This window comes from Niallia sp. MER 6 (genome assembly GCF_023714395.1).
GTDB lineage: Bacteria > Bacillota > Bacilli > Bacillales > Cytobacillaceae > Niallia.
Window position 1 is genome coordinate 18,045 of sequence record NZ_JAMAUK010000005.1, and the last position, 15,091, is coordinate 33,135.

Annotated in this window: 16 protein-coding genes; 14 read left to right on the forward strand and 2 right to left on the reverse strand. The window is 38.9% G+C overall.

All coding sequences use genetic code 11. The features are described from left to right. Positions 1-205: 205 nt before the first annotated feature. The 7 genes from M3600_RS08655 (at position 206) to M3600_RS08685 (ending at position 6,491) form a co-directional block, all read left to right on the forward strand. Positions 206-1,849, forward strand: coding sequence for a YceG family protein (locus tag M3600_RS08655; protein ID WP_237941624.1), 1,644 nt, complete (start codon positions 206-208; stop codon positions 1,847-1,849). A gap of 8 nt (positions 1,850-1,857) precedes the next feature. After that, positions 1,858-2,955 (forward strand): toxic anion resistance protein, encoded by a 1,098-nt coding sequence (locus M3600_RS08660; RefSeq protein ID WP_233314726.1) that lies wholly within the window; start codon positions 1,858-1,860, stop codon positions 2,953-2,955. Between the two features lie 63 nt (positions 2,956-3,018). Continuing rightward, on the forward strand, positions 3,019-3,633 hold the full coding sequence (locus tag M3600_RS08665; RefSeq protein WP_233313460.1) for a TerD family protein: 615 nt from the start codon (positions 3,019-3,021) through the stop codon (positions 3,631-3,633). A 42-nt stretch (positions 3,634-3,675) separates the two neighbouring features. Beyond that, a complete protein-coding gene (locus M3600_RS08670; protein WP_233313461.1) occupies positions 3,676-4,254 on the forward strand; it encodes a TerD family protein in 579 nt (192 codons plus the stop codon). A gap of 218 nt (positions 4,255-4,472) precedes the next feature. Continuing rightward, positions 4,473-5,180: an anthrax toxin lethal factor-related metalloendopeptidase gene (locus M3600_RS08675; RefSeq protein ID WP_251645401.1), complete on the forward strand. Its 708-nt coding sequence runs from the start codon at positions 4,473-4,475 to the stop codon at positions 5,178-5,180. 31 nt (positions 5,181-5,211) lie between these two features. After that, complete coding sequence (locus M3600_RS08680; RefSeq protein WP_233313463.1) at positions 5,212-6,006, forward strand: thymidylate synthase; 795 nt, start codon at positions 5,212-5,214, stop codon at positions 6,004-6,006. After that, complete coding sequence (locus M3600_RS08685) at positions 6,003-6,491, forward strand: dihydrofolate reductase (RefSeq protein WP_237941621.1); 489 nt, start codon at positions 6,003-6,005, stop codon at positions 6,489-6,491. The genes M3600_RS08680 and M3600_RS08685 overlap by 4 nt, the downstream gene beginning before the upstream one ends. Positions 6,492-6,525: 34 nt before the next feature. On the opposite strand, the gene trhA is transcribed toward M3600_RS08685, so the two are convergent. Then, positions 6,526-7,149, reverse strand: a complete 624-nt coding sequence (gene trhA, locus M3600_RS08690) for a PAQR family membrane homeostasis protein TrhA (protein WP_233313465.1) — start codon at positions 7,147-7,149, stop codon at positions 6,526-6,528. Positions 7,150-7,270: 121 nt separating this feature from the next. Here trhA and M3600_RS08695 point away from each other — a divergent pair, with 121 nt between their 5' ends. The 7 genes from M3600_RS08695 (at position 7,271) to M3600_RS08725 (ending at position 13,994) form a co-directional block, all read left to right on the forward strand. After that, positions 7,271-7,978 carry a tubby C-terminal domain-like protein gene (locus M3600_RS08695; protein WP_251645403.1) on the forward strand — a complete coding sequence of 236 codons (708 nt, stop codon included), beginning with the start codon at positions 7,271-7,273 and terminating at the stop codon, positions 7,976-7,978. A 125-nt stretch (positions 7,979-8,103) separates the two neighbouring features. Then, positions 8,104-9,369, forward strand: a complete 1,266-nt coding sequence (ilvA, locus tag M3600_RS08700) for a threonine ammonia-lyase IlvA (protein WP_233313467.1) — start codon at positions 8,104-8,106, stop codon at positions 9,367-9,369. 187 nt (positions 9,370-9,556) lie between these two features. Then, complete coding sequence (locus M3600_RS08705) at positions 9,557-10,399, forward strand: DegV family protein (protein WP_251645405.1); 843 nt, start codon at positions 9,557-9,559, stop codon at positions 10,397-10,399. 117 nt (positions 10,400-10,516) lie between these two features. Then, complete coding sequence (locus tag M3600_RS08710) at positions 10,517-10,675, forward strand: YflJ family protein (protein WP_233313469.1); 159 nt, start codon at positions 10,517-10,519, stop codon at positions 10,673-10,675. Between the two features lie 115 nt (positions 10,676-10,790). Beyond that, entirely contained in the window at positions 10,791-12,350 is a 1,560-nt protein-coding gene (locus M3600_RS08715) for an ATP-binding protein (RefSeq protein WP_233313470.1), read from the forward strand. A gap of 232 nt (positions 12,351-12,582) precedes the next feature. Beyond that, positions 12,583-13,413, forward strand: a complete 831-nt coding sequence (locus M3600_RS08720) for an SGNH/GDSL hydrolase family protein (RefSeq protein WP_251645407.1) — start codon at positions 12,583-12,585, stop codon at positions 13,411-13,413. Between the two features lie 2 nt (positions 13,414-13,415). Further along, positions 13,416-13,994, forward strand: a complete 579-nt coding sequence (locus M3600_RS08725; protein ID WP_233313472.1) for a YpmS family protein — start codon at positions 13,416-13,418, stop codon at positions 13,992-13,994. Between the two features lie 37 nt (positions 13,995-14,031). Here M3600_RS08725 and M3600_RS08730 read toward each other — a convergent pair whose 3' ends face one another. Then, complete coding sequence (locus M3600_RS08730) at positions 14,032-14,787, reverse strand: DUF4397 domain-containing protein (protein WP_233313473.1); 756 nt, start codon at positions 14,785-14,787, stop codon at positions 14,032-14,034. Positions 14,788-15,091 lie beyond the last annotated feature (304 nt).

Sequence of the window (15,091 nt, forward strand, 5' to 3'; positions counted from 1 at the left end):
ATATAAAGCCCAAAAGATATTGCTTGGAAGGCTAGAAAGTTAAGCAGTGCTTAAAAAATATGAAACTTTTTAGACTAGTAAACGTACTAATTTATATACGGTAAATATTTAGCAATATCTATATACTTTTGCTATGATACATATAAAGCCTTTTCAAATCACAAGGCCATATTTAACAGAGCAGTTCGTTTAGGGAAGTGGGAAAATGAATGTTAATTTACACACGCTGAATGGGCAGATACTTCCTGTATCAATGGAAAACTGGTATACAACATTGCAGCAGCCGCCAAAAAGCAGGCCGCTCTATAAAGAAGAAAATGGTGTCATCACATTCGGACAAGTGCTTGTAAAGCTGCTTGGCGTTCCGATGGATGAAGACGAATACTACAACCAGCTGTATGATTGGGTCAGTCAAGATGACAGCAGGCTTGTGCTTATCAGCAACCATCACTTGAATAGGGTGCTTGACAACAAGCATTTTCAGGCGATTCAAAGAGTGCTGAATTTGCTGCAAGAACAAAATCTTTCGGTCAATCGCTTTGTCGCTTTTTTAGATGGAGAGAATTTGCTGTTGAAATCTCAAGTCCCATCCATTCATAGGAAATTAAGGGAAGGGATGATTAAGGTTTTGGAGCGATTTGCAGAAGCAGAGCCGAGTGGCTTAAAAAGCAGCGAATTGCGAAGAATTCTTGTCGATGTCATTAAATGGTCCATCAATCATCTTGAACCGAGTCTTGAAGCGTGCAGAGAGGAAGATCGGCTGCCGCAATTTTTGTGGTACGGGACAGGCAGCAAAAGCCAGGCTTATTTTTTGACATACTTGGCTACAATAGGCTGTGATTTAGTGGTCGTCAGTCCAAATGGTGATGACATCCTCACACAAATATCCGGTGAAGGACAGCCGGCTTTTACACATATATATCCGCAAGCAAAAGAGGCAGAAGAGTTTCCAACTGAAAAACGGCGGAGAACGGCAACGGTTGCGTACAGAGCGTCCAAAGAAATTGAAAGCATTCTTAATCATGAAGGTTCTGGTCTATATAAACCATGGCAACTAAGGGATTATACTCCTACTTCTGTCACCTTAAAAACGACATATGATGAGCTTTTTTTGTTGGAGAAAGAAAAAGCAATGATTCGCCCTAACTTTGAAGTCAGCAATGGAGTAGTGAAAATTCCAACTATTTTTGCTAAAGTATTTGGTGTAAGCAGCAATAGAAAGGAATACTGGGATCGGATGCATAGTCTTGTAAATGTCGACCATGCTCTTTTAATCAAGAATTTCCCGTTTACAAGAGCTGTTGTCAGCGATTACCGTTTCCACTACCGAAGTGCCCTCGACAGAGAAGGGAAATTAGATATTAACAAAATGATGACAGCCAATTACTGGAACTATAGCCGCTTGCCGCTAGGGCTGCAAAAGGGAATTGCCTCAAGCATACGCACAATATGCGATAAGCCGCAGCTGAAGCTTTTGCCGAATGAGACAGAAGAGGAAGCAGCTATATTTCTGTTTACACAAGGGCTGATTATTCCTGCAGATATCCTGAAGCTGCTTCAGAAGTTTGACTATTCACAGGATGTGCCGAGTGTCATTCTCTACAAAACAGAGCTTAACGGTCTGTTCACAAGGGAAGATGCGGCTATATTGCTTTTACTGAATTCATTCGGTGTAGATATTATCGTTTATAATCCGCCAGGTCATTCAGATATGGAGACATTCATTCAAGAAGGCTCCTATGATGCTCACTGGCTGGAGGATGTTGTTTTCGATATGGAATATAAGGAAGAATCATTCTTTAAGAAAATGATTCTAAACGGCTTCAAAAAAAATAGAAGGGGAGATTAGCAGTGAATATGCAATCATCTAATTCTTCAAGTAATGAACATCAAGTGATAGATGTGTTAACGGAAAATAAGGTTTCTGAAATCAAGCTTTCGTTAAGAAATGAGCCTGAAGTGCAGCAATTGGCAAGATCGATTGACGAAAGAGACCAAATTCAAATATTGGAGTTTGGAAAAGAGCCTGCTGTCCAAATTTCGAAATTCTCAGATCAAATTTTAGGGAATATGAGAATGACAAAAGTTGAAGACTCAGGTGAACTTTTGAAACAGCTCGGCAGAATTATGGATAAATTTGATAAGAAGGATTTTGAACAATCCTCAAAAGGACTTTTCGGGAAGCTATTTAAGAAAAGCGAAAAATTAATGGAGAAGCTATTCGGCAAGTACCAGTCTATGGGGCAGGAAATCGATAAAGTATATGTCGAAATCTCTAAGTACCAAAATGAAATGGTCGAGTCGACAAATATGCTCGATAATATGTATGAGCAAAACTATCAGTATTACTTAACACTCGAGAAGTATGCTGTTGCAGGTGCGATGAAATCTGACCAGCTGAAAGAGGAAGTGCTACCTCCAATTGAAGCAAAAGCAATTCAAGGCGATCAGCTTGCAGCCATGCAGCTCGATACATTGCGCAATGCAATCGAGCTTATCGACCAACGAGTGTATGACTTGGAAATGGCTAAAATGGTTGCCCTGCAGACAGCACCGCAAATCAGATTGCTGCAGCGGGGAAATACGAAGCTGATAGGTAAAATAAACTCTGCATTTGTAACGACAATTCCAATCTTCAAAAATGGTTTGATTCAAGCTGTTGCCGCTAAAAGACAGAAGCTTGTAGCAGACAGTATGAGCGAGCTTGACCGCCGTACAAATGAGATGCTTGTCCGAAATGCGCAGAACATATCTCAGCAAAGTGTTGATATCGCAAGGCTGGCAGGTGCGCCGAGCATTAAGATTGAGACAATCGAAGAGTCTTGGAATATCATTATGAAGGGTATGCAGGAGACAAAGTCTATCGAGGAAGAGAATAAGCGACTTCGTGAAGAAGGCACAAAAAAACTCGAGCAGCTGCAAAACAATTTCAAGCAAATGAAATTAAAAGGCTAAATATAAGGGCAGAACATTTCTGCCCTACTATATAAAAAAAACAAATACATAGGGGTGGACAATATGGCAATCAATCTGCAAAAAGGACAAAAAGTTGATTTGACTAAAGGCAATCCAGGTTTATCAAAAATTATGGTAGGACTAGGCTGGGATCCTGTTCAGCAAAAGGGTGGCGGCGGCTTATTTGGCTCCTTGTTCGGCGGCGGCGGTTCTGGCGGAAATGTCGACTGTGATGCATCTGTGCTTATGCTTGATGAGAACGGGAAAGTAAAGGGCAACAGTGATGTTATTTACTTTGGCAACTTAAAGAGCAGAGATGGCAGTGTGCAGCACTCCGGCGACAACTTGACTGGAGACGGTGCAGGGGATGACGAGCAAGTTTTCGTAGAGTTGAGCCGAGTGCCTGCATCTGTTCATAGGCTTGTATTTGTTGTTAATATTTATGATGCAATCAAACGAAAACAGCATTTCGGCATGATTCAAAATGCCTTTATACGCATTGTTAATCCAAGCTCAAACGATACTATGCTTCACTATAACTTGACAGATAATTATAATGGGATGACAAGCTTGATTGTTGGTGAACTTTACAGACACGGCCAAGAATGGAAGTTTGGCGCAATCGGATCTGGCACATCTGCTGGCAGTCTTGGTGAAGTCGTAAAATCTTATTCTTAAGGAATAGTGGCTTTAACCAGAAGAAAAAAGGAGGAGAAAAGGATGTCCATTAATCTATCTAAAGGACAAAGAATCGACTTAACAAAAACAAACCCGGGCTTAACTAGAGCGGTAATCGGATTAGGCTGGGATACGAACCGCTATGACGGCGGGGTTGATTTTGACTTAGATGCATCTGCTTTTTTGGCAGATGCAAACGGCAAGGTAGTAAATGATGTGGACTTCATTTTCTATAATAACCTTGCACATCCGAGCGGTGGTGTCGAGCACACAGGCGACAACCGGACAGGCGCAGGAGACGGAGATGATGAGCAAATTGTCATCGATTTTTCTAAGATGCCTGCACATGTAGAAAAAGTAGGCATTGCTGTAACAATTCATGATGCCGATTCAAGAAACCAAAATTTCGGCCAAGTTTCCAATGCGTTTGTCAGAGTCGTTAATGAAGAAACAAATGTGGAAATTCTTCGTTTTGACTTGGGAGAGGATTTCTCTGTGGAAACAGCAGTCGTTATTTGTGAATTGTACAAACATAATGGTGACTGGAAGTTTAATGCTATCGGAAGCGGCTTCTCAGGCGGACTTGCTGCATTATGCCGCAACTATGGACTCGACGTTTAAAGAAAAGTTATGGTAAGTTAATAACGACAAGTTAGCCTTTCAGAATAGAAGCCTTCATTGGTTCTGTTTGAAAGGTTTTTTTTGAAGGTATTTCCAATATCCTTTACTGCTCTCTTACGATTTAATATATGCTATAATCTAGTAGATTATTAATTTAGGAATCTGCTTGAACCTCAAACATAATGTATAGACATCGCAAGAAAGATGGGGAGAAAAGGATGAAGCATATAAGAAGATTTATGCCGTTTTTTATGATTGGCATAGTCTCCTTCCTGATGGGGAATTCTCAACAAGACATAGATGGCATATTTCTAAAGGATTTTCCAGTTCAGTCCATTATTAAGGGAGAGCTGACTCAATCTGAACAAATGAACCTGCAAAATATTATTTTGCTGCCAAAACCAGCCTTTGACCAGAAAGAAGCAGCAGCAATTGCGAAACGTATAAATAGACTGCCGCAGTCACTTTTGCAGAAAATCGAGAAAAAAGGCATAAAAGTGAAGCTGTTTACGGGGAAGCTGACAGATAATCCAACGGCACAACAGTTTGCCGGAATTGTACCAAGAGGCTATCGGTCCGAAAAAACGTGGGATGATGTCCCAGGAATCGGCGGCGGCCAAACAGTGCTTGTAAAAATTGGAGCGAGCCCAAAGGGCAGCGGGCATGGCTCCGTTAATTTGGAGTTTCATGAGCTTGCCCATTCCATTGACTATAAGGTTTTGAATTATTATAGTAAAACGGAAGCTTTTACCGCTGCTTGGAATAAGGAGAAAGCAACGCTGTTTCCGTACAGCCAATATTTTTTGAACTATCCAGAGGAATATTTTGCCGAAACCTTTGCCATGTATTATTTGGGCGGTTCAACGAAGGAAACATTAAAGGAGCTGGCACCTTTAACTTACAAACAGATTGCCAGCATTAACTAAGAAATTTTAGCAGGAAAAGGATGTTGAATAAATGAAGCAATATTTAGATCTATGCAGGCATGTCTTGACGACGGGAACAAAGAAAGAGGACCGCACGGGAACTGGCACAGTCAGTACATTTGGATATCAAATGCGTTTCGATTTGGCAGAAGGATTTCCGCTGATTACGACAAAGAAGCTCCACTTGCGTTCGATTATTCATGAGCTGTTGTGGTTCTTAAATGGAGATACGAATATTAAATATTTACAGGACAATAATGTGCGAATTTGGAATGAGTGGGCAGATGAGGACGGAAATCTTGGCCCTGTGTATGGACATCAGTGGAGATCATGGACCGCACGCGACGGCAGCACAATAGATCAGATAGCTGAATTAATTCACACAATTAAGAACAATCCTGATTCTCGCAGGATGATAGTCAGTGCATGGAATGTCGGGGACATACCTGATATGGCATTGCCGCCATGTCATTGTCTGTTTCAATTTTATGTAGCTGACGGAAAGCTTTCATGTCAGCTGTATCAGCGTTCTGCTGACGTCTTTTTAGGGGTGCCGTTTAATATTGCGTCCTATGCACTTTTGACTTATATGATTGCCCAAGTATGTGACCTTGAGGTTGGAGAGTTTATTCATACGTTCGGTGATGTTCATATTTACAATAATCATATCGAGCAAGTTGAGCTTCAGCTTACTAGAGAACCAAAGCCGCTGCCGCAGCTTGTGATGAATAAAGATGTGAAAGATATATTCTCATTCAAATATGAAGATTTTGAAATAGTTAACTATGAAGCACATCCTCATATTAAAGGAGTGGTAAGTGTATGATTTCCATGATCGTAGCGATGGATGACAAGCAGGCAATAGGGTTTAATAACCAATTGCCTTGGCATCTGCCGGAAGATTTAAAGTACTTCAAGAAAGTAACAACAGGACATCCTATAGTCATGGGTAGAAAAACGCGGGATTCTATCGGGCGGAATCTGCCTAATCGCGAAAACGTTATACTGACAAGAGACAGGCACTATTCTTGTGAAGGCTGTACCGTTCTGTATTCCATTGCTGAATTCAATAGTTGGCAGGCAACGAAGGATGAGGAAATCTTTATTATTGGCGGCTCAGAAATATTTAAAGAAACGCTTGAAATTACAGACAGAATGTACATAACGGAAATCAGTGGTGAATTTGAGGCAGATACTTATTTCCCCGAAATTGACTGGAATGAATGGCGTGTTATCAGTGAAGAAAAAGGGATTAGAAATGAACAGAATGATTATGATTACCGCTTCCTTGTATATGAACGAAAAAGCTAAGAAAAAAACCAAATCAGCTGCTGATTTGGTTTTTTTATACATAAAATAAGATACAAAAATACATGAACGAGCTTCCAGCTAAGACGAAAACATGCCAGATCGCATGGAAGTAAGGTGTCTTTTGCAGTACATAAAAGATGCTGCCGATTGTGTAAAGGATACCGCCAATTACGAGCAGCACCGCACCTTGTGTTCCGATAGCCTGAAATAAAGGAACTATCGCTGAAACAATCAGCCAGCCCATAATAACATACAAGATGGTGGATGCGACAATAAACTTTTTCACAAAGTAACATTTAAAGACAATTCCGGCAACAGCAAGTCCCCAAACAATTCCGAACAATGTCCAGCCAAGGGGTCCTCTAATAGCTACAAGCAAAAAGGGTGTGTATGTCCCTGCGATGAGCAAATAGATGGCAGAATGGTCCAGGATTTCAAAAAAATCCTTCAGTTTTTCATATGTTGTGCTGTGAAGAAGAGTCGAGCATAGATACAGGAGCAGCATGGTCGTACCGAAAATCGAAAAGCTGACAATCCTCCACGGATTTTCTGTTTCAGCTGCATTAACAATTAAAAAAACAAGCGCTGGAATACTTAATAGTAAGCCGATTCCATGGGTGATGCTGTTAGCAATTTCTTCTTTTACAGAGAATTTCATTCGATCCCTCCTTCTTGTTTATTTTACTGGATTGAAGCAATTAAAACAAATGAAGCAATAAAATGGAAACTAAAAGCTTACTTGACTCGTACATAAAGAAGAGAAAAGGAGGGGAAATGCTTTGCTGCATTTATATATTCTGTTTTTCCTAATACTCTCTGGTACTGTCGTCAGGTATTTTATCATCGGACAGATTGATGTGACAACGATTATGATAGCATCGCTCTCCTTAGTTGCTGCTGTTGTGCTGTATATCGTTGCGAACATTCTTTCCAAAAAGGAACAGGCTTATATACCGGCTAACACAGAGAACTGGTCTATTTATGTCCTGCAAAAATTTCTGCACACGCCAAAACCTCTATTTAAAGGAAAAGAGCAAAAGGGTGTCTATCAGCGCCTATTTACAAAGCGCTGGCACAGAGTAGTAGACAGCTGTATAGAAGGAAAAGCGCCATGGTATTTATCCTTTAGACTTTCGATTGGTGACAATGTGTATAGCGTAGAATGGGAGCGGGAGAAATTACTGGCAAACAATGAAAGCTGGCTTATTTATAAAAATGGAGAATTGTTCGGAAAAGCAGCGACTGTTTTTAACTTGAAAAATGCTGTTCATCTGAAGGAATCCATGAGAGGAACGTTAGGTGAGGAAGGATTCACCATCACTTCAAGAACAATCAATGGAGAAGCTAAAATGATGTGTGACAATAAAGTTGTCGGCAGCATCAAAAGAAACAATCTAGTCAGTGGTGTTCATACAATAACGGTTAATGACGATCAGGATGTCTATATTTTAGCATTATTGCTATTTGACATGTATTTTAAATCATAAAAATTTTCTGATTCCAACGATTGATTTGTAGAGAAAAAACAAAAAATTTAGAATTATTATGATGGATTTCCTTCTCTGACATGTTATAATGTACAAATTAAAAGCTGTGAAATGAGGGTGTGGATATGGAACAAAATGTAATGAAAAAAACGGTGCAGTTGGAGGATATTCTGATTGCGTACCAGCGAATTAAAGACATAGTGGCCCATACTCCTTTACAAAAAAATCATAGATTGTCAGAAAAATATGATTGTAATATCTATCTGAAAAGAGAAGACTTACAACATGTGCGTTCCTTTAAATTAAGAGGGGCCTTTTATTCTATGGTCATGCAGGAAAAAGAAAAGATGAAAAATGGAGTAGTCTGTGCGAGTGCTGGCAACCATGCACAAGGAGTGGCATATGCCTGCAGATATTTAGGTGTGCACGGGAAAATCTTTATGCCTGCAACAACACCGAAACAAAAAGTAACGCAGGTGAAGATGTTCGGGAAAAGTAATGTAGAGGTCGTTCTTGTAGGTGATACGTTTGATGACTCCTATGAAGAAGCAGTCGCATGTGCAACACAGGAAGAAAGAGCGTTCATCCATCCGTTCAATGATGAGCATGTCATTGCAGGTCAAGGAACGGTAGGCATTGAAATCATGAATGACATCGAGGAGCCTGTCGATTATGTGTTTGCAAGCATCGGCGGTGGCGGGCTGATGGCAGGGTTAAGCACTTATATTAAAGGTGTTTCACCTGGGACAAAAATGATTGGTGTCGAACCTGCCGGAGCACCTTCGATGAAAGAATCGGTTCTGCAGCGCAAAGTTATTACACTAGATAAAATTAATAAGTTTGTTGACGGTGCTGCTGTTAAGCGTGTTGGGGAGAAAAGCTATGATGTATGTAAACAGCTGCTCGAGGATATCCTGCTCGTTCCGGAAGGAAAGGTATGTACTTCGATTCTTTCTCTTTATAATGAGCACGCAATCGTAGCAGAGCCAGCCGGAGCGCTTCCTGTCGCAGCGTTGGACTTATATAAGGACAAGATTAAAGGCAAGAATGTTGTTGTTGTTATAAGCGGCGGAAATAATGATATTGACAGAATGCAGGACATTAAGGAAAGATCATTATTATATGAAGGGCTGTTGTACCATTTCATCGTTAACTTCCCGCAAAGAGCAGGAGCACTTAGGGAATTTCTTGATGAGGTTCTCGGTCCTGATGATGATATAACAAGATTTGAATATATCAAAAAGAACAATAAAGAAAATGGTCCAGCATTAGTCGGCTTGGAGCTGAAGCACAGAGAAGACTATAAAGGACTTATTGAAAGAATGGATCTGAAAGGCTTTCCGTATACAGAGCTGAATAAGGATTCAAACCTGTTTAACTTGCTTGTATAAAGGCGTTAACAGTTTTTAGAGAAACCCCTGATTCCATTAGGGGTTTTTTTATATAGTTGTAGACGGTGTTTTATTGCCAGATTGCCAGTTTAGGTTTCTGCTTGCCATTTATAGGACTAATGATGTATAATTTTAGTTTAAGAAAACGCTTTACAAAAGGCAAGATTTTTACTAAGGGAAGTGTGAAATGAAAAAGATTAAAATTGTTACAGACTCAACGGCAGATTTGGCATCAGAATTAATTGAAAAATATGACATTGAAGTAATCCCGTTATCAATATCAATAAACGGAGAAACCTTTTTAGATAGAGTAGATATAAACCCAGCAGAATTTATTCAAAAAATGAAGGAAGCAGAAAATCTTCCGAAAACATCCCAACCTCCAGTGGGAGTTTTTCTTGAAACGTATAATAAATTGGCAGACGAAGGATATACGGTTATTTCCATCCATATGACTGGAGGAATGAGCGGAACAGTTGACTCTGCAAGAAGCGCTGCAGCACTAACAGAGGCAGATGTTACCGTAATTGATTCTGAGTATATTTCTAAAGCCTTATCCTTCCAAGTTATTGAGGCTGCTATGATGGCACAAAACGGTATCGATAAAGAGGACATATTAGCAAAAATTCAGCATGTCAAAAAGCATACTAAATTATTTGTTGTCGTCGATACCCTTGAAAACCTAATTAAAGGTGGAAGGATTGGTAAAGGAAAAGCCTTTATAGGTTCACTCTTAAACATTAAGCCGATCGCCTCCTTGGAAGACGGAGTATACACACCCGTTACAAAAGTGCGAAGCAGAGCACAGGCAGTAAAGTTCTTAGCAAATGCGTTCGCGGAGGAATGCTTTGGGAAAACGATTAAAAGAGTAGGCATAACTCATGCCGACAGCCTTGATTATGCGAAAATGCTTTCAGATGCAATCGAAAAAGTTTCAGGGTTTAATAAAATAGAAATTGATTTCACAACACCTGTTATTAGCACACACACAGGTCAAGGAGCTTTAGGTTTTAGCTATTATGCGGAATAGCTTTTTTTAGAGATTGATATTAATCAATCTCTTTTTTTTGTACACAGCTTTAGGTCATAGGAAATAACCTATTAACATATAGTGTAAAGGGGATCTTTTTTTAAGGGGGAGAGAATAATGGCATATTATGGTTCAAAAGGCTGGTATGTTGCCCGATTAAAAGAGTTAGGGTTGAACCGGCATCCACAAGAACAAAGAAAATTAGAGTTATATAAAGTCTATATATTAAGAAATTTATATGAGGAGCAACTCGCTAAAATGAAAGGGGACAATTAAACGTCTCCTTCTTTCATAAAAAAAGTTAGCGGAATAAGAGGAATTTCGTTTAATTCTGTCGAATTCTTTTAGTTATATTTCTAGAAAAAGGAATTAAAAGGATTTGGTGGGTAACATGATGAAAAAAGTGAAGCAATTTCCTCTTTTAAATAAAATTCAATTATTCTCTTTTTGTATGCCTTTTTTCCTGTTAATTGCTGCAATAATATCCATCTATGTCATCACTTCTCATGAGTGGAAGAAAGCTGTCTCTGAACACACGGACAGTCTGTTAAACTTTGCAGCACACCATTTAACGGATGGGGAGTTTTACGCCAGCGGCTCTATGAGTGATGATGATAAGGAACACCTCTTATCGAGCTATACATTCCAACAAGAAAAAGTGCTTCAAACATATATTTGTATATATGACGAAGCTTCCTCCTGCAAGGAATGGTCAGTCCTTCAACAAGATGGAGCCTATTTCACATCAAGCAGTGCAGCGTTAACGAGCAAAATTCCTCTAATAAAAATTCCGGATTACAGCGGCTTCCGCAAGGAGAATGGCAGCCATATTTATACTGCATTCATACCTATAACAGACGAGCGCATGAATGTTATCGGCGCGATAGGAATGGACATTTCAGCAGATAGTTTGTTTAGCAGCATTCACAAGCTGTCATTGTGGCTTGTGGTTCTATTCTTGTTTTTGGCTGCACTTCTGTTTATCTATACGAAAAGAGCAATCAGCAAGCTTCTATTGCCTTTAAAAGAGGTAATATGGGGACTTAAGGAGATTAGCAGCGGCAATTTGGAAGTGGAGCTAAACAGCCATCATGCATCCGATATAAGGGCAATCAGCGACAGTCTTAACGAAATGGTTAGAAAGCTTGCTATGCTTTTTACAAGACTTTCTAAAACCTCGAAAGAATTAGGGACATTGTCTCGGGATATTGAGCTGAATTCAGTAGAAGAAGCTTTAAACGAGATGGACAATATTATGAACTACACGAAAATCCACCGGGAGCTGCAGCGTGCGGAAAAAATGAATGCGATTGGCCAATTAGCAGCCTCTGTAGCCCATGAAATAAGAAATCCAATGACTGTTGTTAAAGGTTTCCTGCAGATATTTCTTGCTAAAGAACATATTAGTGAAGAGGAACGAATGTACATAAAGCTTATGATTGAAGAAATGAACAGAGCAGAGACAATTATTAATGATTACTTATCTTTAGCGAAGCCTGGAATTGAACAAAGTGAAAAAGTCGATGGAGAAGATTTAATCATGAAGGTAATTGACTTAATGCATTCTTATGCATTGATGTCGAAAAGCATTACTTTTGAACGTGACATCCAGCAGGTTTATATACGCGCAAACAGCAGTGAATTGAAGCAAGTGCTGATCAATATTCTTAAAAATGGAATAGAATCCATGCTTAACGGAGGTGTGTTAAGCGTGTGTTTATACAAAAAAGCTGGTTTTGGGGTTTTTGAAATTAAGGACACGGGTATTGGAATGACAGAAGAGGAATTAGGCAGACTAGGAACAGCTTTTTATTCCTTAAAAGAAAAGGGTACTGGCATGGGATTGATGGTCAGCTATCAAATGATTGAACAAATGAAAGGCAAGATTGAAGTCGAAAGTGAAAAAGGCAAGGGTACAACTTTTAAGGTTTATATCCCACTATATAGTTAAGTGCTTGTTTTCAAATGCCTATTCAATCATACATACTAAATGTTTTAGCTATTTTTTACCTATCATTCATTCTGTAAAACAATATAAGGCCTAATGAATAGGTCTTTTTTCAATAAAGGCAAAAAGTATTTGCATAGTTTTGGCCTAATGGTAGAAGGATAAAAATGTAAAAACCATTCTTTTATCCATATGTTATAATGATTAAAAATGCAATAAAGGTAGGTGTTAGCCAATGAGACCATTTACCTTACTGATTTCAATTATAACGCTTTTTTTGCTTACTTCTTGTACAACCAACACTTCCTTTCATAGGAATGATTCGAAAGAAACGGTTGTAGCCATGAAGCAGGAAGTCCCAGAAAGCTTTATATCGGAGGACTTGAATGTTGTCGCAGCCGGTGATTCCTTGACACAGGGTGTTGGTGACAGTACTGGCAAAGGCGGCTATGTCCCTTATCTGGAGCAACTATTTAAGCAGGAAGAGGGAGTAGGGAACGTCACTATCAGCAACTTTGGTGTTAAAGGCAATCGGACAGACCAGCTGCTCAAAAAAATTAAATCTGATGAAGTCAAGAATTCCATCAGAGATGCAGATATGGTTGTTTTAACAATAGGCGGCAATGATATTATGAAAGTTGTTCGCGATCATATCTCAAATTTGCAGCTCGATGATTTTACAGGGCAAATGAAGACATTTGAGACGAATCTTTATAATATACTGAAGGAAATTCGCAAAGATAATCAAGAAGCTGCGATAGTCCTCGTTGGTGTATATAATCCCTTTACAAAATGGTTTTCTGACGTGGATGAAATGAATGATATTGTGACAGAATGGAATATGTCGGGAGAAAATATTCTTACTCTATATAACAATACTTATTTTGTGCCCATTGAACACATTTTTGCTGATTCATCTGAAAACCTTCTTTATACAGACTATTTTCATCCGAACGATAAAGGCTATAAATTGATTGCTGACGAAATTTATCAGACAGTAAAAGAAGAGGCGATTGGGGAAATATTAGCAATGAAGCGCTTGAATAGAGAAAACAGAGGAGAATGAGTTTGTTTAAGAAAAAATGGAAAACAGCTTTTTTAATATTAGCAACCATCAATATAATTATCCTGTTAGTCCTTGTCACCCTTGTGTTTTTACCTGCTGACAAATCGGCAGACAGAGTGGATTCACAGAACGAAGATGTTATTCCGTTTCAAGTGACAACAAATAAAGAAGACTTAACTTTGCTTATCAACAATTATTTGGAAAAAGAAGGCTTAAATGGGCCTGTTCATTATGAAGTAAATCTTAATGACGAAGTAGAGCTTTTTGGCTATTTGCCGATCTTTAGCAGTGATATAGAAATGAAGCTTACATTTGAACCAATTCCATTGGACAATGGGGACCTTACATTAAGACAGAAATCGATCAGTATCGGACAGCTGTCTCTTCCCGTTTCCTATGTAATGAAATTTATTGAGAATCAGTATAAGCTTCCATCATGGGTTAATATTAATCCCGATGATGAGACTATTGATGTGCATCTTACTAATATGAAAATCGGCGACGGTATGGCGGCGGAAGTAGAGGAATTTGATTTGGAAAACAATCGAATTCGCTTCAACTTGCTCTTGCCAACGGAATAATCAATTGTAAAAAGGCAGAATGGATATTCTGCCTTTTTTATATAGATATAAGCAAGATATCTGTGGGAGCTTCCTCTGAGGAACCTTCAAGAATCAAAGCAGAATACGCTTTGTTTTCCTTTAATGTTAAAGGAGGAAGAGTTGCAATTTGTCTATTTGTGTCTGCATCTCGCGCTTCTAAATAGACAGTCATCGGGTATAGCCCTAAGTAAGAAGTAGATGCCTTCAAGTGTAAACCAGGAAAAACAACATCTCCTTTTTGGACAGCAATATTTAATGCTGGCAATTTTGGATGAAGATGAATGAAACGCAGTTTTGTTTCAGCTGCATGCACAAAAGGATCTTCCCGGTAGGAGTAAAGCTTTAAATATTGATTGGCAGATTCTAAAAAGGTAATAGTATGATAGATGTTACTTTCTACAAGGATTTTTTGGCTGCAGAGCGAATCAACCATCTTCCCTGTTTCATAAATGTCTATTTGATAGCGGCCTACTGGCAGGGTCATATCATTTGTAGTGCTTTTAAAGGGTACCTCTTTAAATATTTTTACTCCATTGATGAAAATATCGACAGCTGGCTTTTGAACAGATGCATGGATAAAGCGGATTTTGCCGTATTCTGCTTGCCTTTCCGTATCTGCTGTTATGTTTTGCGGGAGTGCCATTTTCAGGCTTTGAAGATGTTTTTGGTAATAGTAAATATGAAGTTCTGGATTTGTATACTTATAATAATCGCTTAACAGATTGTACATGCCCGCTTCATGAATGGGAAAGCTGTCTCCTTGTTTATTCATAGTATCACTCCTATTTGCTCAATTTGCTTCATCTTATGCAAAGCGAATGATACAGTGCCTATCTAAAAAATAATCTTCTAATCGGAAATTATATGTACAAAAAGAAAAAAATGGTATATACTATAACTAATTATAACGGAAAGGGTGATGTACGATGAAAAAGTTAATCTGTGTAAATAAGGCAATTGCATATATCGTACAGCCCTACGCTTACTTTATGAAGTAAGTGAATTACATTCTGCATTTGAATGCATGTGAAAACCATGGGCTGTACGTGCTTATGGTTTTTTATTATGCATAAAAA